We start from the raw sequence: 23,396 nt of genomic DNA on the forward strand, positions 1-23,396 counted from the left end.
TTTATTGGTCTTTGGTGTTCAGCTTCTTCATGTCGACTGAACGCTTGCTCGTCCAGGTCCGAAGGTCGCCGTAGAGATGCTCGAAAAGCCCCGCGATACCGCGCGTGCCTACCAGCAGCACGTGCGAAAGGCCGCGCAGCGGCGTATCGGGGCGGCGTCCTTCGGACCAGCCGGTCCACGCGTCCGCGCGCGCAAAAGTGGTTTTGACGAAGTCGTATTCCTGCTCGCGCGTGAGCTGCGAGAAGCGCAGGCCGACGCGGCCCTTCGCCGTGAAGCCGACCGTGGCCGGGAACGCGTATTCCTCGTCGCCTCGAAAGAGCGAGACGGTGACGCGTTCGTGCATCGGCACTTCGATGTCGTTCGGCAGCTTCACGCCGACGCCGCCTTCCGAATAGTCGATCGTCTCGCAAGCCAGCGTGCGCCCCGTCGAGAACTTGAGCATGACGGGCATCTTCATCGTCACGCGATGCGTGCTGCGCACCTGACGCCGCTCGCTAGCCGCCGCCACGCTCGCGCCGAGAATCAGCATGTTGTAGACGGTCCAGCAGAGATTCAGCACGGTGGTCTGCACTTCGCTGCGGATATGCCAGTTGATGACGATATGCACCACGCCCGCGATGAAGCCAAGCAGGTTCAGCAGCAACAAGAACAGATAAGGACGCGAGATGCCCCAGTCGAAGTAATCCTTCGCGATCTGGCCGCCCTTGGCCGTGACGTTGAACTTGCCGAGCTTCGGGTTGATGACGGCCAGCAGCGTCGGCGCCGTGATGTACGACGCCAGCACCGACTCATACACTTCGGCCCAGAACGAATGGCGGAACGAACGCTGCATGCGCGAATTGGTGATGCTCGCGTGCATCATGTGCGGCAGCGCGAAGATGGCGATGGTGCCCGCCGCCGCCTCGATCACGTGCGCGCCGAAGAACAGATACGAGAGCGGCGCGGTAAGGAACACGAGACGCGGCACGCCATAGAAAAAGTGCAGCATGCCATTGAGATAACACAGCCGCTGGCCGAGCTTCAGGCCCTTGCCGGTGAGCGGATTGTCGATCCGGAAAATCTGCGTCATGCCGCGCGCCCAGCGAATGCGCTGACCGATGTGGCCCGAGAGACTTTCCGTGGCGAGTCCGGCTGCCTGCGGAATCGCGAGATACGCCGTGGTATAGCCCAGCCGATGCAGCTTGAGCGCGGTATGCGCGTCTTCCGTCACGGTCTCGACCGCAATGCCGCCGATCTCTTCGACCATCGAGCGGCGCAGCACGGCGCACGAGCCGCAGAAGAACGTCGCGTTCCACAGATCGTTGCCGTCCTGCACGAGACCGTAGAACAGTTCGCCTTCGTTCGGCACCTTGCGGAACGTGCCGAGATTGCGCTCGAACGGATCGGGCGAGAAGAAATGGTGCGGCGTCTGCAGCATCGACATGAGCTTGTCGCGCAAAAACCAGCCGAGGCAGATTTGCAGGAACGAGCGCGTCGGAATGTGATCGCAATCGAAGATGGCGAGGTATTCGCCCTTCGTGATCTTGAGCGCTTCGTTGATGTTGCCGGCCTTCGCGTGGCGGTTATGCGTGCGGATCGTCCAGTTGACGCCCACTTCCTCGCAGAACGCCTTGAACTCGGGACGGCGGCCGTCGTCGAGCACGTGGATCGCGATCTTGTCGGTCGGATAGTCGAGCGCGAGCGCCGCGTAGATGGTCGGCTTCACCACCGAAAGCGGTTCGTTATAAGTCGGAATGAAGACGTCGACGGTCGGCCAGTCGTTGCGATCGGCGGGCAGCGGCAGCGGCTTGCGCTTGAGCGGCCACGCGGTCTGGAAGTAGCCGAGCAGCAGCACGAGCGTGGCGTAGACCTCGGCTGCGACGAGCAACAGGCCCCACGCGGCGTCGAGCGGACGCTCCCAGTAGGTCGTCTCGGTCAGACGCCAGAACATGTAGCGTCCCGACGATACGACCGACAACATGATCATGACGAGCGTCGCGTACTGGCCTTGCAGACGCCGGAAGCCGAGCGCGCAGGCAAAGCAAACGGTTGCGAAAGCGAGCTGCTGACCGAACGCGAGCGGCACCGTCACCACGAAGTAGAGCGAGAACAGCGCGAACAGCGTGAGCAACACCGTAAGGATGCGGCTGCCCCAGATGCGCGCATCGACGAAACGTTCCAGCCGCGACGTGGCGACGCTGACTTCCGTTTCCTGCGAGGGAATCTTGACGGAGCTCATGCGACGTTCCTCGAAGCGGCCATGGAGTCGACGGTGGCGAGAAGCCAGTCGCCGCACGCGCGCAAATCGGCGGCGGCTTGCGAGAGCGGGTCGTAGTGGATGAGTGTCGTGTCGCACGCAAGCGACTCGGATACGCCTTCGTCCTGATGGATCACGCCCGGAAAGAGCTTCGTGCCGAGCATGTTGCGCAAGACCTTGAGCACGTCCTTGCTCAACTGGCGCGATTGGTCAACCTGATTCACCACGTAGCCCTGTCCGCCGAAGTCCTGACGCGGCGCGGCGTAGGCGTCGATCATGCGCTCCATGCCGGGAATCGCGGCGTAGGAAGCGGCATCCGCGAGCACGACGTTGAGCGCGAAGTTCGCGGCGCACAACGCGGTGCGCGTGTAAACCGACGAGCCCGGAGGGGTATCGACGATAACGATGTCGTTGAGATCGAGTGCAAGCGATTCGAGCGAGCGCGCGAGCCACGCGGGGTCCTGGTCGACGAGCGCCTCGAAGCGGCGGCGATCGTCTTCCAGCACCGCGCCGTAGGGCAGCACGGTGACGCCGTCGACGCCATCGAACATCACGGTCTGCCACGGGTCGCCCGCGAGCGTTGCACGCGAAATGCCGTCGATGCTGTCGAGCGGAATGCCGAAGTGCAAGCGCAGCGCGTTTTGCGGATCGAGATCGACGACGATCACGCGGCGATGGCGCGCGGCGAGCACCGAGGCGAGGTTCGCGGCGAGTGTGGTCTTGCCGACGCCGCCTTTCGCGGAAACTACCGTGATGACTTTCATGAGCGTGTGAGGCGGGCAGCGAAGAGGGCGCGGTTCGGCTGCGCGGAATCGGTTGCGCCGGATGACGGGCTCGGTTGGCGCAGGCGGTCGAACATCGCGGTGAGCGAGCCTTCGGGGGCTTGCGGTGCTTGTGGCTCTTGTGGCTTGAAGAGCTTGCCGAGAATGGAAGGCGCGTTGCTTTCCTGTTCGCGCGGGCCGGTGCGGGTCTGCACAGCCGGGTGGAGCGCGGCGGGTATTTCGCGAGCGCGGAAGGTCGAGGCGCCTTCCCGAGCGAGGGAGTTCGAAGCGGTTTCGATGCTGCCGCTCGCTTCCGCCGCAAGAATGGCCGGAGGCGTCACGGCACCAGCGTTCCCCTGTTCAGACGCGAAGGGCGACGCCGAAAACCGCGCCGGCGCGCTCGAACGCGCAAAGACAGGCGCTGGAGCGGAATCGGGAATCGGTGCCGCGCTTTCGGGCTTCGCCTCGACGGCAACCGGCGCGGCGTCGGCGAGCGCCGAAAAGCGCGAGGCGCTCAGCGAATCGAGCGCGGCGGGCGGCGTGACGGGCGGAATCGTGCGGCGATGCGCACGCGCGAAAAGCGGCGGCTTGGCGCGATTGATCGGCATTGGCGTGGGCGCGGCCGTGGCACGGTCGGCATTCGCTTGTGCCGCAAACTCGCGCTTGTGCACCGGACTCGCCTGCACATCACCACGCGGCGCGATTTCCGGGATGGCCGGTTGCGCGAAATCGAGCGTGGCCAGGAGCGGCCAGCGCGTGCGGGCATTCCTGGCCTCGTTTTCGCGGCCGATTTCCTGGTAATCGCCTGCATTGCCGCCGAAATGATCGAACAGCTTTTCGATGTCGCGTGATGTATTCATGTTGCCGCATCCTCGTCGTGCCTTGCGTCGAACTGGCCTGATGCAATAATTTTGGCGCTGTCCGTTGCATGGACAGTCGATATCGCCGTTGCCTTCCTATTTAACGGCGGTCGTTGAAATTGATTGAATCCTTGCAGCGCCGCAGTTGCGTCGCTTATCTCGTTGCGGCGCGCGCGAGCCGGAACTCGACTGCACCATCACTGCTCAATTCGCTTGCCTGGGAAATAGCAAGCCCTTGCGCGCCCAAACCGCTCAACCAGTGCTGATAAGCGCCTTCGAGAAAAGCCGGTGTCCATGCAAGCGCGCTTTCTCCGAACGCCGGCAACGGCGCGCAGTAGTGAACGATGCTCAGATACTCGCGCTCGTCGGCTAATTCGACGAAGCCCCATTCCGAATCGCGCCACAAAACATTCAGCGCGTGTGCGAGGTCGGCGGTCGAATCGCATTGAGGAAGCGGCCGGGCATCGGCGAATCGGCTGCCGACTCGATGCATCAACTGTCGAAGTTCCGCACGACCGATCTGCGCTTCGAACTCCTCGGCAAGCGCGCCAAGAAATCCACGCCATTGCCTGGAAATCGTGTGGTCGAAGAGGTAATCGAAAGTAGCTGACATGGTTGCCGTTCAGAATGGCCTAAGGGAGTCTGCAAGAATTCTTGCAATGTCGTCGGTTCTTTTTACCTGGAACGCTGCGACTGCCTAACTGCGCGAGAGAGCACCGATCCGGTGGTTTGTCCAGTCGATAAACCACGTCTGAAGGTATCCCACTGGGTTTTTTTTCGCCAGTGGAAAGACTATCAGCGCAATTTTTTATCGCATTGAGCGAATAGGCATGCGATTGCGGCTCAGTTCGAGCATTCGAATAAACCTGCCCTTATCGACAAAATTTAGACAAGATCGGGTGGAGGCCCGCCCGTTATGGCTCTGCGGTCGCGGACGCGAGAGTGTACCATCTTGTTAATATTATCAAACGACAAAAGTCAGGCCTGATTCATACGGATTGACAATCACAGGAAGTGGTTAATCCTCTTATTAATTGCGTTGAGACAAAATGCATCTTTTTGTCTGACATTAGTGTTTCGAGGCATTTAAAAATGTCTGTAGATTGAATTGATTTCGGTCAATGTGACCGATTACGACGCGGCTCAACGCAAGCCTCTAAGGCGCAACAGGCGAAAAAAAACGCCCCGGCCGGGGCGTTTTTTTCTTGGCCAATCAACGATCACGGATTTGCGCGCACTGCGTCTCGAACTGCATCCATGACGATGCCATAGTCGAGCGGAATGTCTAGCGCATCGGAATAACCGTTTTCGTCGGCGGACTCTTCGGGCGCGGCACTGACCGGAAGCGACTCGTAGGCGGTTTCGCCAGACGGATTGTCGCGTCCTTCGATGGCACCCTGTAATTGCGGATTCTTCACGATTAACTCCTTCCGGTAATGGAGCGGCGAGGAAATGCAATATAAACCAATGACATGACAAATTGACGAATCGATGGAAGCTCTCGATGAGCGTGCTTCGCGCGGTGCGCCGATGACCGCTGCAGTTGCATGTTCCCAAGAGCACGGGGCCCTACAGTGTAAGGGCGACGCGCTCGTGTGAATGTGCGTTCTGATTATGACGAGGCGTGTTCTGAATTGTCTTGCAAATCTGTTTTTCGGCTCGAAACTTGCGTCCTTTCTAGCGGGAAAAATGTAGCTAAACACGCGGCGAAAAACGAGATCGTCGTATGACGCGGCTATGATGAAGAATCGTTGCGAAACGCCTTTCGAATGAGCGGTTTATTGCGAAGTGGGGTAAGTTAAACGCAGGCTCGATCGCCGGCGAAAGCGGTGTCACAAAGGAGAACCCACAATGAGCAAAATAGCGATCATTGGCGCAACCGGACATGCCGGCAGCAAGTTGCTGGAGGAAGCGTTGCGGCGCGGACACACGGTGACGGCGCTTGCACGCAACACGTCGGAGATCGCCCAGCGTCCTGAAGTCACCGCGAAGAATGTAGACGCATCGGATGCGGCCGCGCTAAGTGAAGCCGTCGCCGGTCACGATGCCGTCTTTAGCGCCGCGCTATTCGCTTCATTGTCGGAGAGTGCGATCACCGAGCCGCTTCGACGCGCGGGCGTCAGGCGCTTGCTCGTGGTGGGCGGCGCGGCGAGCCTTTATGTCGGGCCGGGCCAGCGCGTGTTGGATCTGCCCGATTTTCCGGAAATGTACCGTTCAGAGGCAGCCGCGGGCGCGGCATTTCTCGACGCGCTGCGTCGCGAGCGCGAACTCGAATGGACGTTCGTTTCGCCGTCGGCGGAATTCGTCGACGGTCCGCGCACGCGCAAATTCCGTATCGGCGTGGACGAATTGCTCGTCGATAACAATGGCCGAAGCTGGATCTCTTTCGCTGACTTTGCTATCGCGTTTCTCGATGAATTCGAGAGCGGAGCGCATATCAAGCAGCGTTTCACCGTCGGTTACTGACAGCAACCAATAGACGCAAGGCGGCGACGATCCCGACACCCACGGATGCCGGAACTCGTCGCCGTCGTCGCTGCGCGACCGAGCGGTCAGCTTAGTCGTGCACGTCGCATTCGACTTCTTCGCTGTTGGCCGGCATGGCTGCGGCGAGAATCATCGCGGAGGCATTCTGCGGTTTCGGATCGCGCTGTGACGGGCGATACACCTGATCGCCGCGATGAATCGGCATCCCCGAGAGCGAGCAAATGCCTTCGGCGCTCGCCGTCGTCGCGCGCCAACCTTGATAACCATAGTGGCACGTACCTGGGTCCGACCAGTAGACAAGCGCCGTCGCGCTGGACGGCCGCTCGATCACGCGCACGACTGCCTGTGGGAAAGGCAGGCGGTCATCCGACGGGCGCGGATGCGGGTGCGCGCGGTTCCAGTCGCGCGTCAGGCGGTCGAGGAAACTATCTTCGATACGCGCGGTTTTTTGCGAGGGGCTGGTGTGGGCGGCGTCATGCGGCGCGGCCTCGAGCAGGTGAACCGTCTGTGACCACGGGTCTGCAATTTTCGAAAAAGCTGTCATGGCATTGTTCCAGGCTTTGACTCGACCTAGAACGTACGCTATTAAGCATATTCCGATAAATAGTGCATCGGTGAAAACACTGTCCCGTTGCCGCGAATAATCGCGCGCTGGCGAAGCGAAGGCTTGCTGGACATGGGTTTGAGCGCCGGACGCTTGCGATCGCGGACCGCCTGTATTGTACGATCGTTCTCCGAAGTGGCGGCCTTGGCGGCTTAATTGGCCGAAATAGCAATGAGGCAAGCGGGTAAGCGGGCGCTTTACGCGTCCTTCTACCCGGAAGCGCCGATGCGCCGGGCACGCTCTTCCACACGTTGCGCTATATGCGAATCTGCCGGAAAGCGACGGCTTTATCTGACGGCCGGCGAAGCGTCAACACGCCGGAAGTGGCCATCCTTGGGTCTGTCGCGTGGCGCAATGAAGCCGGTGTGGGACGCAAGCAGTGCGTGCCGCGTCTCACGTTGCCGTTGTCGCTGTCGCACGACCATCGCGTCACATTTTCACGCGCGCTGTGAATCAGTTGCCGCGCGATGAATGAAGTATCTACAAGCAGCGCCTCGGCGGAAAGGCGACTTCAGCGGTAGCAAACTGCATGTCGTTCGGCGGTCGCGGGCCCAATCGAAGGCGCAGCCAGCAAGCGCCTCACGCCAACCGTGGGCACGCTTGCGGACTGGCGTATTAGCGAAGACATTGCGGATAAAGCGTCGACATTCAAAGGAGCACGCCGAACTCTCGCTTATCGCCGACCGAAACCTGAAAATACGAGTTCGGCGACATCGCATTGCAGTGCTTTTCGCGGCCGAGGCCCCACTCGAAGTCTTAGCCGGTAATGCTTTGCCTTGATCTGGCGAGCCATCTCGGACCGCTTGCAGATCATCACTCCGCAACCGCACGCGCCGCCGCACGACCCCGCAACCACTCCAGCGCCAGCAATAGACTCGTCGAAAACACGATCAGAATCGTGGCCAACGCGGCGATCGTCGGGCTGATGTTCTCGCGGATGCCCGTGAACATCTGACGCGGTAGCGTCGTCTGATCGGCGCCCGCGAGAAACAGCGTGACGACCACTTCATCGAACGATGTCGCGAACGCGAACAGCGCACCCGAAATCACGCCCGGCGCAATGACCGGCAGCGTCACGCGAAAAAACGTCCGCAGCGGACTTGCGCCAAGCGACTGACTCGCCCGCACGAGATTCATGTTGAAGTTCTGCAAGGTCGCCGCAACCGTGGTCACGACGAACGGCACGCCCAACGCCGCGTGCGCCAGAATCAACCCGAAATATGTATTGGCGATGCCGAGCGGCGCAAAGAACAAATACATGCCGACGCCGACGACGATCACCGGCACGATCATCGGCGAAATGAGGACGGCCATGAGCACGCTCTTGCCGACGAAATTCGCCTTCGTCAATCCAACCGCCGCGAGCGTTCCAAGAATAGTCGCGACGAGCGTTGCCGAGGGCGCGACGATAAAGCTGTTCTTTGCCGCCATGCGCCACTCGTCCGACATGACGAGATTGTGATACCAGCGCATCGAATAGCCCGGAATGGGATAGACGAGAAACGTGCTCGACGAAAACGAAAGCGGCACGATGGCAAGTACCGGCAGAATCAAATAGAGCAACGTCAGCACGCAAATGACGCGCAATGCGAAATACCAGACGCGCTCGATAGCGGATGTATGCGGCGCGAACATCGGTTTGGCGAGTTTCATTGTCTTACCCCAGGCTTACGTTCGAGCGCGTGAATCGACCGTAGACGACGTAAAGCACGAGCGTCGCGGCAAGCAGCAGCGCACCGAGCGCGCAAGCCATGCCCCAGTTGATCGTTACGTTCGTGAAATACGCGATGTAGTAGCTGACCATCTGGTCGTTCGGCCCGCCGAGCAGCGCCGGCGTGATGTAGTAACCAATCGCCAAGATAAACACCAGCAGCACACCGGCCCCGATGCCCGGATAAGTCTGCGGCACATACACGCGCCAGAACGCCGCGAACGGATGACTGCCGAGCGAAACAGCCGCGCGCTGATAAGTCGGCGGCACCGACTTCATCACGCTATAGAGCGGCAAAATCATGAAGGGCAGAAGAATGTGCGTCATCGAGATATAAACGCCCACGCGATTGAACAGCAGCGCGAGCGGCGAACCAATCAGCCCGCTCGCGAGCAGCGCCTTGTTGACGAGCCCTTCGCTTTGCAACAGCACGATCCACGCGGCGACACGCACCAGCACGGAGGTCCAGAACGGAATCAGCACGAGCACCATCACGAGATTGGCACGGCGCGCGGGCAGCGTGGAAATCCAGTACGCGAGCGGATAACCGAGCAGCAGCGCGAAAAACGTCACCGCGACGCCGATCACGAACGTGCGTCCAAAGACATTCAAATAGATGGATTGATCCGGACCTGCATGCTGGATGTCACCGAAACCGTCCTGCCGGTGATCCAGCGAAGCGAGCAAATAAAACGGCGAATATCGACCGGCGTTTTTCGCGATTGCCTGCCAATACGCGGGATCGTTCCAGCGCTCGTCGAGTTCGACGATCTTCGCGCGAATCTGCGGTGCGGCGAGCGACGTGCCGTCGTCTGCGGCGAGCGGCATCGCGCGGGCAGTTTTTGCAACCAGCGAGCGATAGCCCGGAATCTCGGTGTTGAGCCGGCGAGCGAGCGCGCCCATCGATTCGCCGTCCTGTATCGCGGTGAGATCTTGCGCGAGCGCGGCATAAGCGGCATCGGGCGGCGCGGTTTTGCGATCCCAGTTTGCGAGCGCCGCGCCCGTGTGCGGCAGCGCGTTCGCGACTTCGGGGTTCTGCACGGCGCGCGTGAGCAGCGCACCGATTGGCACCACGAAGATCAGGAACAGAAAAATGGCGAGCGGCGCAATCAGCGCGAGCGCCATTGCGCGCTTTTTCGCATCGACGAGCTTCAGTTCGCGCTTGAGTCGCGCGCTCGATTCGCGCGTTTCGTCCGCGGCGATCGTCATGGTGTTCACGCTTTCTGTCTCCTATCCATGCAAAGGCTTGGCGTTGGCTGCGGTTCGCATTGCGCGAAACGCAGCCGTGCTTTCGCCAAAAAACGCTTACTTCGACGACCACGCCGTGAAGCGCTGTTCGAGCTCGTCGCCGTGATCGGTCCAGAACGCCATGTCCTGCAGCACGGCATTCTTTGCGTTGGCGGGCGAATTCGGCATGTCGGCCTGGATCTTCGGATCGAGCGCCGCGATGGCCGCCTTGTTCACCGGACCATAGGCGATGTTCTTCGCGTACGTTTCCTGCGGCTGCTGCGACACCGAATATGCGATGTACTGCGTCGCGACATCCTTGTTCGGCGACCCCTTCGGAATGGCCCAGTAATCGAGGTCATAAATGCTGCCGTTCCAGACGACCTTCAGATTCTTGCCTTCCTTGCGCGCGGCATCGATACGTCCGTTATAGGCCGTCGACATCACGACATCGCCCGCGACGAGGAATTGCGGCGGCTGCGCGCCCGCTTCCCACCACTGGATATTCGGCTTCAGTTCTTCGAGCTTCTTGAACGCACGATCGGCGCCGGCTTTCGTGCCGAGCACCTTGTAGACATCCTTCGGCGGGACGCCGTCGGCCATCAGCGCGAATTCGAGGTTGTAGCGCGCGCCCTTGCGCATGCCGCGTTTGCCGGGGAATTTCTTCGTGTCCCAGAAGTCTGCCCAGCCGGCCGGCGCGCCCTTGAGCTTGTCGGCGTTATAGGCGAGCGCCGTCGACCAGACGAAGAAGCCGGCTCCGCAAGTTTGCGGCGATTCGGTGACGAGTTCCGACTTCTTAGCGATCTTCGACCAGTCCAGCTTTTCGTACAGACCTTCGTCGCAGCCGCGTCCCAGATCGCCCGATTCGACTTCGACGACATCCCAGTTGACGTGCTTCGCTTCGACCATCGCTTTGACCTTGGCCTGCTCGCCGTTGTATTCGACGGCCGTGACCTTGTTACTCGATGATTTTTCGTAAGGCTGATTGAATGCGGCCTTTTGCGCATCGCCGTTCGCGCCGCCGAAATTGACGACGGTCAGTTCCGCCGCGAATGCGGATGCGCCCGACATGCACACGAGCGCCGCCGACGCCATGGAGCACAGTGCGAACTTCTTCATGGTGGTTTCCTCTCTTCCTTTTTGGCTTGGTGTTAGCAGTGGACTTGCGAGTAGGCAAAGCAAAAGCGATGAAGCGCGCGCCGCTTTAGGCAAATACGCGCAAATGCTCGGGAGCGAATTCAAGCGCTACGGGCGCGCCGGGCGTGAAGGTATCGAGCAACGCATTGCCGAGTGGCACTTTCACGAAGCATTCGTCCTGTTCGCGTACGCCGCAGCGCATGCGTACGTGATCGCCGAAATAGATGAGGCTCTTGGCCTCGCCAGCGAGCGCGTTATGTGTCGCATGGTTCTGTTCGCGGATGGCCGCGAGCTTCATGCGCTCGGGCCGGATGCAGGCAATAGCCGACGCACCCGCCTTCGCCTTCGCGACATTCAGCCCGGAAAGCCGCGTGCCGTCGGCCAGGCGGATATCGCAGAACTCGCCTTGTGTTTGCTCGATGGTGCCGCGCAAGCGGTTGCTATCGCCGATGAAGTTGGCGACGAACTCGTTGCACGGCGCTTCGTAGAGATGGTCCACGGTATCGAGTTGCTGCACGATGCCTTTGTCGAATACCGCGACGCGGTCCGACATGGTGAGCGCTTCGCCCTGATCGTGCGTGACATATACGAAGGTCACGCCAAGCTTCTCGTGCAACGACTTCAGTTCGTACTGCATGTGCTCGCGCAGTTGCTTGTCGAGCGCGCCGAGCGGCTCGTCCATCAGCACGAGCTTGGGCTCGAATACGAGCGCGCGCGCGAGCGCGATGCGCTGCTGCTGACCGCCCGACAATTGCGCCGGGTAACGTTTCGCGAAGCTCTCCATGCGCACCATCCTGAGTGCGTTGTCGACGCGATGCGCGCGTTCCTCGGCGGACATCTTGCGAACCGTGAGCGGATATTCCACGTTCTGCTGCACGGAAAGATGTGGAAACAAGGCGTAGTTCTGAAACACCATGCCGATGTCGCGCTTATGCGGCGGCACCTTGTTGAGCAACTTGCCGTCTAGCCAGATCTCGCCGCCAGTCGGGAATTCGAAGCCCGCGAGCATCATCAGGCAAGTGGTCTTGCCCGAACCGGACGGCCCGAGCAGCGTGAGGAATTCGCCTTGGTAGATATCGAGGTCGAGCGATTTGACGACTAGGGTTTCCCCGTCATAAGTCTTTCTAACGCCGCGAAAACTGACGATCACCTGATCGGATTTCATCTTCCGTGTCTCCTTCGGAAATCGATGCGTTGTAGCTGGGAGCGGCCTGTATCAAGCCTCTACGGCGCCTGACCGGCGCCTTTGCGGCGCTCGGAAATTTTTCCACTGCCTGCGATAACTATAGCCCGTGACGGTTCTACAATGTGGAGCCATTTCAATATTCAACTTGGAACCACTTTGCCTTCTGGCGAGGTTCCTGAGGGCTCGGGGAAATTCATGGATACCATCATCCTCGCGGACTGGCTGAGTACGCGACTCGTCGAACGCTCGCAGGCGGAGCCGATGTACCGGCAGATGCTGGAACTCATGCAGCAGGCCATCCTGACCGGTCAACTTGCGCCCGGCACCAAGCTGCCGAGTTCGCGCATGCTGGCAAGCGATCTCGGCATCGCGCGCAATACCGTGCTGCACGTGTACGACCAGTTGACGGCCGAAGGCTATGTCACGTCGACGACCGGCAGCGGCACCTATGTGGCCGATACGGCGCCGCGCGAACGCGCCGCTGCGAAGCCGGGCGCCAAGTCGAGCGCCGACGCCGCTCAGAAGCCCTGCGCGATTTCGCAACGCGGCGCGCGCTTGATCTCGCAGGCGGGGGTATCGCCGAAACAGTGGGGCGCGTTCATGCCCGGCGTGCCCGATGTACGCGAGTTTCCCGCGCAAACTTGGAGCCGCTTGCAAGCGCGGCTCTGGAAGCGCGCGAATCCCGATTTGCTGACCTATGCGCCCGGCGGCGGTTATCGGCCGCTGCGGCGCGCGTTGTCGGACTATTTGCGTGTCGCGCGCTCGGTCAAGTGCTCGCCCGATCAGATCATCATCACGACGGGCATCCATCAGTCGATCGATCTGACCGTGCGTCTGCTCACCGATTTCGGCGACCGCGCGTGGGTCGAAGAACCGTGTTACTGGGGCGTGCGAAGCGTCCTGCAGTCGTCCGGGCTGTTGCTCGTGCCCGTGCCCGTCGATGACGAAGGCTTGAATCCGAACGCGCGTGACATGGCCACGCCGCCGCGTATCGCGCTGGTTACGCCTTCGCATCAGTATCCGCTCGGCATGGTAATGAGTCTCGCGCGGCGTCGCGCTTTGCTCGAGTTCGCGCGGCAACATGGCACGTGGATCATCGAGGACGATTACGACAGCGAGTTTCGCTATGGCAGCCGGCCGCTTTCGTCGCTGCAGGGACTCGACGACGCCGGACAGGTGATCTATGTCGGCAGTCTCGGCAAGATGCTGTTCCCCGGTTTGCGCATGGGCTATATGGTGGTGCCGGAAAATCTCGTCGATACGTTTCGCACGGGCGTCGCGGAGCTGTATCGCGAAGGGCAACTGATGCAGCAGGCCGTGCTCACCGAATTCATTCTCGACGGACATCTCACCTCGCACGTGCGGCGCATGCGCGGGCTATACGGCGAACGAAGGGAATTGCTCATCAACGCCATTCGCGCGCGGTTCGGCAATACGCTCGCGGTGCACGGCGATCAGGCCGGACTGCACTTCGTCCTGGGCATGCCGGAACACGTCGACGACCGCGAAATCACGCGTCACGCAATGACGGCGGGCGTGGTGACGCGTCCGCTTGCCAATTACTACATGAACACGGATGCCGCGCGTCCCGGTCTCATGCTCGGTTACGCGTGCGTGCCGAACGATGAGATCGCGCCCGCGTTTGCGAAGCTCGCCGAATCGATCGAGATGGCGCTCTCGCCGGCGATGCAGGTGTGATGACGGCTCGTTGGCACTATTGCGCCCGTTACCGCGGCGGGGCGGTCAAGATAACTGCTGAAGCGCAATCGAAGCAGGCGAGCGCCTTGCATGGCGTCGAATGTTCGCTGACCAAAGTCACGTCGAAGATAGCTGCTGCTTGCGTCAGGCAGCATTTATCGCATCACTAACTATTCCCTGACAAATTAGGAAAAATCGAGTGCCGTTTCTCGACGGTCTCGATTATCGTTGCGCTTCGCATTTCAACCAGACGAGATAAACGTAGCGCGCAAGCGGATGTCTATCTGTAGCAAGCCTGGAAGCCGAGATGCGGCATTTGGGCATCAAGTTCGAGGAGTGGGCGACCGCCTTTCGCGGCCGAACATTTAGCTTGATCTGACGACCCATCCCTGTCAATTTTTATAAGCACATCCAAATGAAAAAATCCTTGATCTCGGCGATGGTCGCCGCAGCACTGGGCCTCGTAGCAAGCGCCGCGTTCGCGTCGGACGGCACCATCACGTTCAATGGCGCGCTGACGGCCACGACCTGCACGATCAACGGCAACGGCACCAGCAGCAAGGACTTCACGGTCACGCTGCCGACCGTTTCCACGTCGACCCTGACGGCATCGGGCCAGACGGCCGGCACGACTTCGTACAACATCGCGTTGACGGGTTGCGCGCCGGTTACGGCAACGAGCGAAGCGGGCGTGTTCTATGAAGCCGGTGCAACGGTCGATGCGAACGATGGCCGCCTGATCGTGGCCCCGGGCGGCGCGGGCAACGTCAAGCTGCAACTCCTGAACTCCGATGGTTCGATGATCAAGGCAGGCTACTCGCGTGAGCTGCAGAACGTGAAGTCGGCCGACATCTCCAGCGGCGCGGCATCGCTCAGCTATCAAGTTCAGTATTACGCGACGGGCGCGACGACCGCTGGCGCAGCCAACTCGTCCGTGATCTACAGCATCGACTACATGTGATCTTGCGGTAGTGGAACGGGGTCTTCCGCGCGATCATCGGTTGAAGACCCGTACATATGCGGGCGCGAGCCCGCTTTATCTTTACACTCGCGCTCCGTTTCGGGCATCACGTCAACATGAAAGTGGCAAAGAGACTCATAACGACCGCGGCATTTATCGTCGCGATGCAAGGGTTCATTCCTTCCGCGAATGCGTCGGTGGTGATTGCCGGCACGCGGGTCGTCTTCAATCAAAGCGATTCCGAAGTCACGGTGAAGCTGACCAACAACGGCAAGCTTCCCGGCCTGACCAAGGTGTGGATGGACAAGGGCGATCCGAACATCAAGCCGGACGCCATCGACGTGCCGTTCACCATCACGCCGCCGATCATGCGTATCGATCCGAGTAAATCGCAGACCTTGCGGATCATGTCGACGGGCGAGCCTTTGCCTGCGGACAAGGAGAGCATCTTCTATTTGAACGTGCTCGAAGTGCCGCCGAAACCCACGGGCGACGAAGCGAGCGCGAACCAGTTGCAGCTTGCATTTCGCACGCGCATCAAGTTTTTCTATCGCCCGAGTGGCCTCAAAGGCCAGGCAACGGACGCGCCGGGACAGATCGTGTGGCATCTCAAACACGATGGCGGCAAGAACTCGATCGAGGCGAGTAACCCCACGCCGTATCACGTGTCGTTCGACCGCGTGCAGGTTAGCAACGGCGCGAGTGCATCGGAGTTCACTGACGGCGGCATGGTAGGCCCGGGCGAAAGCAGGGCTTTCCCGCTCAAGGGCGAGGTGCCCGCGAACAGCACGAAGATTCGCTATACCGCGATCAACGACTACGGCGGCCCGCAGGACGGCGATGCCAATCTGGCGCCCTGAGTCATTCGCAGGCTTCTCGGCGGGCCTGCCCAGCAGGCCGATTCCCCGCGATAGCGCAGCGTTGCGCTGAACGTCGCCATCACTCGTTAAGGATGAACTCGGAGCATGCCGCATAGCGTGCCGAGTCACGCTGTTGCCGTAATTTCGGAACACTAAATGAATATGCAATACCGAAGCGCTCATGTGTCCGGCATGCGCCTGAGACCCATCAGCCTGTTCACGCTTCAGGCATTGGCCGCAATGGGCTTGAGCGCTCACGCATGGGCCGATTCTACCCAGCAGATCGCGGCCGTCGAATTCAACGAACAATTCCTCGAAAACGGCAGCGGCGAAAAGCTGGACATATCGCGCTTCAACAAGGGACAAGAGATTCTGCCTGGAACGTATCGCGCGGATACCTACGTGAACGCCGTCTGGAAAGGCAAGTTCGATATCGATATCCGCGAGGCGGGCGCAGGCGCGGGTGTTGTCGCCATGCAGCCTTGCGTGAATGCGGACCTGCTCGATCGCATGGGTGTCGATCTGCGCAAGCTGTCGCCGGAGGCATCGGCGAAGCTCGATAACGCGGGCGATGCCTGCCTTACGTTGCCCGATCTCATTGCTGGAGCAACCGCGTCGTTCGACAACGGCGAGCAGCGTCTCGACGTCTCCGTTCCGCAAATCGCGATGAATTCGCGCGCACGCGGCTACGTCGATCCGAAGTACTGGGACGACGGCATCAACGCGGGCACGCTGCAGTACAACGCGAACGTTTATCACAGCTCGTCCGGCGGATACAACAACGACTCGCAGTATCTCGGGCTGATCGGCGGCATCAATGCGGGACCGTGGCGCTTTCGCTATCAGGGCAACCTGACGCACAACACCATCGGCGGTCAGCACTATCAGAGCGTGCAGACTTACGTGCAGCGTTCGTTCAGGGACATCAAGAGCCAGCTTACCGCCGGCGATACCTTCACGGACGGCGCGCTGTTCGACAGCTACGGAGTGCGCGGCGTCACGCTCGGCACCGACGACCGCATGTATCCCGAGTCGCAGCGCGGCTATGCGCCCGTGGTGCACGGCATTGCAAACAGCAACGCGCGGGTGCAGGTCAGGCAGAACGGCAACATCATCTACGAGACGACCGTCGCGCCCGGCGCATTCGAGATCAACGATCTTTATCCGACGGGTTACGGCGGCAATCTCGATGTCATCGTCACGGAAGCCGACGGCTCGCAGCACATTTCCACCGTGCCTTACGCGGCGGCGGTGAACGCGTTGCGACCCGGCGTCACGCGCTATAGCGCGACCATCGGTCAGTACCGCGATCCGAGCATCGATATTCATCCGTTCGTCTCGCAGGCAACGGTGCAGCACGGCGTCAACAATCTCGTGACGCTCTACGGCGGCATGATCGGCGGAGATATGTATTTCTCCGGCATGGTCGGCGCCGCGCTGAATACGAGCGTCGGCGCATTCGGCCTCGACGTGAGTCACGCCACCGCGAGCTTCAAGGGCTACGGCACGCACAATGGCGCGAGTGTGCGCTTGAGCTTCAGCCGTCTGTTCGAGCCGACGAATACGAATATCGCGGTCGCGGCCTATCGCTATTCGACCAATGGCTTTTACACGCTGCAGGATGCCGTCGCGCTGCGCCAGTTGTACGAAGACCATCAACCGGGTTTTCTCGATGCTCGCCAGAAGTCGCGCGTTCAGTTCGTTCTGAATCAGAGTCTGGGCGAGGGCGGCAAGTACGGCTCGGTGTATGCCGTGGGATCGATTCAAAACTACTGGAACCGGTCCGATCACGACACGCAATTTCAGATCGGCTACAGCAATAGCTGGCGACGCCTGACGTATGGCGTATCGGCGGTGCGTCAGTATCAAGTGAACACGAATCGCTGGGATAACCGCATCATGCTCAACCTCATGGTGCCGCTCGGCTTCGGCGCGCACGCACCGCAATCGTCCACGACCTTCCAGCACGATACGAGCGATAGAAGCTCCACGTTGCAGGAATCGGTGACAGGAACGCTCGGCGCGGACAACGCGTTCAGCTACGGCGTCAACGCCAACTACAGCGACGGCGGAAATGGCTCGGGCAGTTCGACGAGCGCGGGCGGCAACGTCGGCTACATGTCGCCATTCGCGTTGATGACCGCAAACGCCAGTACCGGACGCCACTATTCGCAGGTCGGCGCGGGCATTTCCGGCGGAGTGGTCGCGTGGCGCGACGGCGTGGCGTTCACCCCGAATATGGGCGATACGGTCGCCGTGGTCGAAGCCAAGGACGCGGCAGGCGCGCGCCTCGCGAATGGTGCGGGCTTGCGCGTTGACCGTTGGGGGCATGCGGTCATCTCGGGCATGCAGCCTTATTCGAACAACGAGGTCGAAATCGACCCCAAGGGTCTGCCGCTCAACATCGCGCTGAAGTCGACGGTGCAGCGCACGGCGCCGACCGCTGGTGCGGTGGTCGCCCTGAAGTTCGAAACCGAAAACCTGGGCAAGCCAGCGGTCATGCGCGTGACGCAGGCCGATGGCACGCCGCTGCCATTCGGCGCCGAGGTATTCGACGGCGAGGCCCACACCGTCGGCACCGTGGCGCAAGGCAGCCGCATCATCGCTACCGGGTTAAAGGCGGACGCGGGCGCGTTGAACGTGAAATGGGGCGACGGGGCCAGCCAGCGTTGCGTGGTGCGTTATCAGCTGCCGCAGTCCGTCGATGCAACCAAACCTAATTCGATCTCCATCGGCGATGGCGTGTGTCAGTGAGGAGAAGACGCGATGATTAATCAAGAAAACCATATGGGTACGATCGACAAGGTCGCCTCGGCGCTGGTGCGCGCTCTGCTGTGCTGGCTCGTCGCGTGGGCGCTGTTACCGGCGAATGCATATGCGGATTCCGCTACTTGCCGGTCCAACTACAGTGCGTTCACGCTTTCGATGCCCGCCGCCGTGGCCGTGGCGCGGGATCTGCCAAATGGGTCGATCTTGACCGCATGGTCACTGTCGCCATTGAAGAGCGACTATTACACGTGCACCGTGGTTGGCTCCGTGTACACGGGGACCGACTTCGAGACCGCGGGAGTGACGACGGACAGTCGAACCACATATACCGTGACCTACAACGGCGTTGCGTTCGCTGTGTACCCGACAACTGTGCCGGGTATAGGCATCGCGATGGGCGGTTACGTCGTCCCCGATGGCAGACAGACGAACCTTCGCTCGTTCGAAAAGATGGGTTCGCAGTGGAACTACCCCGGCACGATCTACAACGGCGGGCAATTGATCGTGGCTTTGGTGAAGATCGGAGACGTGACACCCGGCACACTTTCGGGAACGATCGCCCAGGCTTTCTCCTGGCAGACCTTGACACCACCGCCCGCTGGCAACGTGCTGTCCGCCGGGGTGATCGACTTCAACATCACGCCGGTCGTGATCACCGTTCTGACCTGCGAGACACCGGACGTGACCGTGCCGATGGGAACGCAGGGACCAGCCGACCTGCCATCCGTCGGAGCCGCGCCTAGCAAGGTCATCGGCTTCAATCTGAGCTTCAACAATTGCCCGGCCGGTGCGGCGGTGCCGAATACGTCGGCTGGATTGATCCACAGCGTGCAGTACCGGATCGATCCGACTAACGGAACCATTGCCGGCTTCACCGACGTGGCGGCGCTGAATGGCAGTCCGAGTGCGGGCGGCGTGGGCATCCAGCTATATGACAGCACGGGCTCGGTATTCGGCTTTGGCGTCAATCGCACGTTGAGCGGATTCGACGGCACGCGCAATAGCAGTTACTCGCTCCCCATGACGGCCCGTTATTACCGCACCGGCGCGCTGAGTGCGGGACCCGCCAACGCCACGATGACTTTGACCGTGCTTTATCTGTGACAACGCGCGGCGAATTTGCACCGAGATATCGCCGCGCATTGTCTGACCGCTCATCAACACAAAGGAGAAACCCGAATGAAGCTTTTGAAAACCGGCGTGGCCGCGCTTGCACTCGTTGCCGCGCATTCGTCATTTGCCGCCGATGCCACGCTCAATTTCACCGGAACGATCATCTTGCCGACATGCACGGTGGATACGGATTCCGTTAATCAGACAATCACGCTTCAACAGGCTAAAACGACCGACTTTGCAGCCGTTGGCGCAACCAACTCCGCGCAGGCGTTCAACGTCAAGCTGGTCAGTTGCGCGGCCGGCACGAATATAGGGATGACCGTCAATGGAACCATCGATACGGTGGCAAGCGTCCTGAAAAACACGGGTACTGCTGCGCAAGTGGGCGTGCAATTGCTCAAGGCCACGAATGTGGGTGACAGTACGGGTTCGCCTCTCGCGTTGAATAGCGCGCTCACGCTGGGCGCAGCGGACGCTTCGGGTTCGATGACCGTTCCGATGGTCGCCCAATACTATAGGCTCGGCACGATGACCGGCGGCACGGTGACGGCATCGGCTACGGTGAACTTCACTTATAACTAAGGTTTCAATCGCATCGTTAAACATAGCTGGCAAAACTACTTATTTGATTCCACGGAGTCGGTATGTAGTCTCTGATTGCCTGTTAAAACTGGCTCAAGCAAATCTTCCTACTTAGCAACAAACAGGACCATATTTATGCACAAGATCGATCGAGATGCGCTGGGCGAATGCTATATCGCCGGTGGTGAAGCCAAGACGTCGAGCAATTCCAGTTCAAATACTAACGTTTCCATTTCCATTACGTCTGGGAACTTCAACGACAAGGCAAGAATCTCCGTGGCGGTCAGCTGACGGTTTTCATTCTGTCCGAAGAAGCGATTGAACGACGGGGCCAGTGGCCCCGTTGTCGTTTGCCTTTAAAAAACAGTCCACGATGACAATGAAAGCTCAATTGAAGCAACCGATAAGGGCTTCTCGGCAATCACAAACTTTATTTGATTGCCTGTGGGCATGTATATACTCCTATGACCAGTTTTATTTTTCGGAATTATCGAAGTTTAAATTCGTTTCGGGATGCCGTATCATTCGCCTTCCTTTGATATTCAGCAAGATTCGGATATCAAAGGCAATGTAATTCGCAAGAACCTCATACTTGAATTCTTGCGCGTATCGTCAATCCAAAAATAGTTTCAAGGCAATCATGCAAAAAATCGAACGTAACGCACTCCAACACGCTGACATCGCAGGCGGCTGCAACAAGGGTTCGTCGGCTAAGTCGCAAACCGTGATCAACATCTACATCACGGGCTAAATCGAATATCCGCTTAGCAATTCCCGGGCGGCGGTAAGTGGTGGCCAACAGGGTAGTGCTGGCGGTTGATTGCTTGGCTTTTGACCTCTCCTGGTTTGCTCTCCGCGAGAGGTCATCGCAAGGGTAAAGAACGGATAATCCGCGCTGTATCCAATCTCGCCGAAGAGTGCGAGATCCGCTTTCTCATTATCAAACTAGAAAATACCATGGCATCGTTGCGCCCAATGCTGAGAAAGTGGCTCGCGGTGTGTCGACATCGCGTGAAGCGCGCGGTGATCGGACGTATTCCGATGACCGAAGCGGAACAGATCGCGAATATCATGCTGCGCGTCAACGGTTTATTCAATGCCGTCTGCCGCGCGCACGGCAACATTCGCGCAGAGATCGCGCGCGATATCCTGCATTTGCCAGCCGTTCAAATAAAGCGTTCACGCGCGGCAGCGCAACTGGAAAAGTTGATCGATCAGCGCATTTACTTCGGTCGCGACATTCGCAAGAACGAAGCCCTGCCCGAGTTAGACGCAATCGCGGAGAAGTTGGCGGCGCGAATCAGGCAACTCAAACGCGATGTGCCGAATCAGCCCGTGTTTGTCTCGCCCTTTCACTATGTCTCGCAATACGCGAATATTTATATCGTCGAGCGGCTTGTCGCCTTGCTCGACCTGAAGTCGCTTTCGGTGGTTTCGGGCGTGCCAAGGAATCAATATGGCGACGATCACAAGCTCATTCCCGGCATTAAAGTGCTTTACACCTATGGTGATGCAAATCGCAATGGACTTGGCGTGCGCGTGGCGCGTGCGCTGAAACGCGATGGCGTCGTCGTGCTGTTCTCCGACGTGCCGCCATTCACCATGCATCGTTATCCCATGGAGACCGCCGAGGTCAGAATATTCGGACGCAGCGCGCGTGTTCATAACGGCGTGTTCCGCATGGGCGAGAGTTTCAATGCGCTGTTGCTGCCGTTTTATTTGCGCTTCGAGCGCGGACATTTCGAGGCGCATATCTTCGACCACATTCCGCTCGCCGCGCCCGACGCGCCCCAGCGGCTCGCAAATTACATCGAAAGCGCGCTGACCGATAACTATCAGCAGTGGACTCCGGGCGGTCATCCCGCCATGTATTCGTTCGCTCCCAATCGCTAATCAGCGCAACCGAATCTGCGCGTCACGCGCCCGGTGCAGACCGGGCCAGACCACGCAGCGAAGCCAGCCTTCATTCTCATGCAGCCGACCGATCTTCCCGAATTCAAAGACGTCCCGTGGCGATGGATAGCCTACGCGACGTCCATTTTTACTGTCGCCGCCGTCGCTTTCGCGTTCTTCCATCAGGTCGAACTGAAGCAGGATGTCAGTGGCGAAGTCATGTCTCCGTCCGAGGTCAAGATTCAAGGCTTGAGTGGACTGGTGTCGGGCATCTACGCGCGCACGGACGAAAAGGTGCAGCCCGGCACGCCGCTCTTTCGGCTGCAGCGGGATTTCTCGCTGACGACAGACGGACGTCGCCGACAAGTATTCGACGAGCAAATGCGCGATGACCAGATTCGCTCCATCGACGCGCAGTACAACGAGCGCCGCATCCAGTTGAATGCGCAGCGCGAATCGGCGCGCCTGACAGCAGTAAGCCGCCGCGCCGAGCTTGGGGCGCTCAACGCGCAGATCGCGCAGAACAATCAACTGGTCGGCGAGTTCCAGCAGCGGCTGGCGCGTCTGGATTCGGTGGCGGATTACGTTGCCGCCGACAAGGTCGAACAGGCTCGCGCGGATGTTCATCAGGGCAAGGCGACGGCCGCGCAAAGCGTCGCGCGTCAGCAGCAACTGGCGGGCGAAGTCAGCGCGTCGAGCAGCACGCAAGCCGATCTCGAAGCGCAATTGCGCGGCCTCGACGCGCAACATGAGCGCGACGTGCAGGACGTGCGCACGCGCTTCGAACGCGAACGTCAGGACGCGACCGTGTCCGCGCCGAAGGGCGGCACGGTCACGTTTTCAGGCCTCGTCGCGGGCCGCATGTTGACGACGGCCGACGTGGCGATGGTCATCGCGACAGACGAGAGCGGGCCGTTGCGCGCCGCGTTGAGCATTCCTTCTCGGCGTCGCGGTTTCGTGCGCGAAGGCCAGATCGTGCGGCTCAAGTTCGATGCATTCCCGTACGCCAAGTTCGGCACGTACGAGGCGCGCATCGACTCCATCTCCGGCACCACCGTGCTGCCGGCGAGCCCGCCCAGTCCACCCGGCACACCAGGCGCGCCCGATCCGACCGAACAGACGGATAGCTCGAAAGAAGGCGAAGGCGATTACCTCGCATGGGCCACGCTGCGCGGCAATACCTTCGACTTCGAGGGACAGCATTTCAAGATTTTGCCGGGGATGCGGGCGACGGCGAGCATCGTCGTCGAGCGAAGGACGATTGCCGAATGGGTGCTGGCGCCCTTGTTCCGAATGCTGAGAGGTTGA

The 23,396-nt window shown here is 60.1% G+C and carries 21 protein-coding genes; 11 read left to right on the plus strand and 10 right to left on the minus strand.

The window, feature by feature from the left end; genetic code table 11:
• Position 1: 1 nt before the first annotated feature.
• The 5 genes from bcsA to NCT03_RS16945 form a co-directional block, all read right to left on the minus strand.
• Positions 2–2,218 carry a UDP-forming cellulose synthase catalytic subunit gene (gene bcsA, locus NCT03_RS16925; protein ID WP_250493217.1) on the minus strand — a complete coding sequence of 739 codons (2,217 nt, stop codon included), beginning with the start codon at positions 2,216–2,218 and terminating at the stop codon, positions 2–4.
• Entirely contained in the window at positions 2,215–3,000 is a 786-nt protein-coding gene (bcsQ, locus tag NCT03_RS16930) for a cellulose biosynthesis protein BcsQ (RefSeq protein ID WP_250466681.1), read from the minus strand. The genes bcsA and bcsQ overlap by 4 nt, the downstream gene beginning before the upstream one ends.
• Positions 2,997–3,857: a cellulose biosynthesis protein BcsP gene (gene bcsP, locus NCT03_RS16935; protein ID WP_250493218.1), complete on the minus strand. Its 861-nt coding sequence runs from the start codon at positions 3,855–3,857 to the stop codon at positions 2,997–2,999. Before bcsP ends, bcsQ begins: the two co-directional genes overlap by 4 nt.
• A gap of 154 nt (positions 3,858–4,011) precedes the next feature.
• A complete protein-coding gene (bcsD, locus tag NCT03_RS16940) occupies positions 4,012–4,470 on the minus strand; it encodes a cellulose biosynthesis protein BcsD (RefSeq protein WP_250466685.1) in 459 nt (152 codons plus the stop codon).
• Between the two features lie 607 nt (positions 4,471–5,077).
• On the minus strand, positions 5,078–5,275 hold the full coding sequence (locus NCT03_RS16945) for a hypothetical protein (protein ID WP_244828575.1): 198 nt from the start codon (positions 5,273–5,275) through the stop codon (positions 5,078–5,080).
• Between the two features lie 433 nt (positions 5,276–5,708).
• Between NCT03_RS16945 and NCT03_RS16950 the strand changes: the two genes are divergently transcribed.
• On the plus strand, positions 5,709–6,323 hold the full coding sequence (locus tag NCT03_RS16950) for an NAD(P)-dependent oxidoreductase (RefSeq protein WP_250493219.1): 615 nt from the start codon (positions 5,709–5,711) through the stop codon (positions 6,321–6,323).
• A gap of 91 nt (positions 6,324–6,414) precedes the next feature.
• On the opposite strand, the gene NCT03_RS16955 is transcribed toward NCT03_RS16950, so the two are convergent.
• Positions 6,415–6,888, minus strand: a complete 474-nt coding sequence (locus tag NCT03_RS16955; protein ID WP_250466687.1) for a DUF3331 domain-containing protein — start codon at positions 6,886–6,888, stop codon at positions 6,415–6,417.
• 320 nt (positions 6,889–7,208) lie between these two features.
• Here NCT03_RS16955 and NCT03_RS34130 point away from each other — a divergent pair, with 320 nt between their 5' ends.
• The gene (locus NCT03_RS34130; RefSeq protein ID WP_350030152.1) at positions 7,209–7,400 is read left to right on the plus strand and encodes a 2-oxo acid dehydrogenase subunit E2; all 192 of its coding nucleotides are present in this window, start codon (positions 7,209–7,211) and stop codon (positions 7,398–7,400) included.
• Positions 7,401–7,761: 361 nt separating this feature from the next.
• On the opposite strand, the gene NCT03_RS16965 is transcribed toward NCT03_RS34130, so the two are convergent.
• The 4 genes from NCT03_RS16965 to NCT03_RS16980 form a co-directional block, all read right to left on the minus strand.
• Positions 7,762–8,601: an ABC transporter permease gene (locus NCT03_RS16965; protein WP_250493220.1), complete on the minus strand. Its 840-nt coding sequence runs from the start codon at positions 8,599–8,601 to the stop codon at positions 7,762–7,764.
• Positions 8,602–8,605: 4 nt separating this feature from the next.
• A complete protein-coding gene (locus tag NCT03_RS16970) occupies positions 8,606–9,877 on the minus strand; it encodes an ABC transporter permease (protein ID WP_250493221.1) in 1,272 nt (423 codons plus the stop codon).
• Between the two features lie 87 nt (positions 9,878–9,964).
• Positions 9,965–11,005 carry an ABC transporter substrate-binding protein gene (locus NCT03_RS16975; protein ID WP_250466692.1) on the minus strand — a complete coding sequence of 347 codons (1,041 nt, stop codon included), beginning with the start codon at positions 11,003–11,005 and terminating at the stop codon, positions 9,965–9,967.
• Positions 11,006–11,090: 85 nt separating this feature from the next.
• Positions 11,091–12,188, minus strand: a complete 1,098-nt coding sequence (locus NCT03_RS16980) for an ABC transporter ATP-binding protein (protein WP_250493222.1) — start codon at positions 12,186–12,188, stop codon at positions 11,091–11,093.
• A gap of 216 nt (positions 12,189–12,404) precedes the next feature.
• On the opposite strand from NCT03_RS16980, the gene pdxR reads away from it, so the two are divergent.
• The 9 genes from pdxR (at position 12,405) to NCT03_RS17025 (ending at position 23,396) form a co-directional block, all read left to right on the plus strand.
• A complete protein-coding gene (gene pdxR, locus NCT03_RS16985; protein WP_250493223.1) occupies positions 12,405–13,907 on the plus strand; it encodes a MocR-like pyridoxine biosynthesis transcription factor PdxR in 1,503 nt (500 codons plus the stop codon).
• Between the two features lie 415 nt (positions 13,908–14,322).
• Positions 14,323–14,868 carry a fimbrial protein gene (locus NCT03_RS16990; RefSeq protein ID WP_250493224.1) on the plus strand — a complete coding sequence of 182 codons (546 nt, stop codon included), beginning with the start codon at positions 14,323–14,325 and terminating at the stop codon, positions 14,866–14,868.
• 116 nt (positions 14,869–14,984) lie between these two features.
• Positions 14,985–15,728 (plus strand): fimbria/pilus periplasmic chaperone, encoded by a 744-nt coding sequence (locus tag NCT03_RS16995; protein ID WP_250493225.1) that lies wholly within the window; start codon positions 14,985–14,987, stop codon positions 15,726–15,728.
• Positions 15,729–15,884: 156 nt separating this feature from the next.
• Positions 15,885–18,482: a fimbria/pilus outer membrane usher protein gene (locus NCT03_RS17000; protein ID WP_250493226.1), complete on the plus strand. Its 2,598-nt coding sequence runs from the start codon at positions 15,885–15,887 to the stop codon at positions 18,480–18,482.
• Positions 18,483–18,494: 12 nt separating this feature from the next.
• On the plus strand, positions 18,495–19,601 hold the full coding sequence (locus NCT03_RS17005; protein WP_250493227.1) for a fimbrial protein: 1,107 nt from the start codon (positions 18,495–18,497) through the stop codon (positions 19,599–19,601).
• 75 nt (positions 19,602–19,676) lie between these two features.
• Positions 19,677–20,195: a fimbrial protein gene (locus NCT03_RS17010; protein ID WP_244828555.1), complete on the plus strand. Its 519-nt coding sequence runs from the start codon at positions 19,677–19,679 to the stop codon at positions 20,193–20,195.
• A gap of 135 nt (positions 20,196–20,330) precedes the next feature.
• Positions 20,331–20,486 carry a hypothetical protein gene (locus tag NCT03_RS17015; protein WP_250466701.1) on the plus strand — a complete coding sequence of 52 codons (156 nt, stop codon included), beginning with the start codon at positions 20,331–20,333 and terminating at the stop codon, positions 20,484–20,486.
• Positions 20,487–21,152: 666 nt separating this feature from the next.
• Entirely contained in the window at positions 21,153–22,088 is a 936-nt protein-coding gene (locus NCT03_RS34395) for a lysophospholipid acyltransferase family protein (protein WP_250493228.1), read from the plus strand.
• A 78-nt stretch (positions 22,089–22,166) separates the two neighbouring features.
• On the plus strand, positions 22,167–23,396 hold the full coding sequence (locus NCT03_RS17025) for an HlyD family secretion protein (RefSeq protein ID WP_244828543.1): 1,230 nt from the start codon (positions 22,167–22,169) through the stop codon (positions 23,394–23,396).

The organism is Caballeronia sp. GAWG1-1 (assembly GCF_023631465.1).
Taxonomy (GTDB): domain Bacteria; phylum Pseudomonadota; class Gammaproteobacteria; order Burkholderiales; family Burkholderiaceae; genus Caballeronia.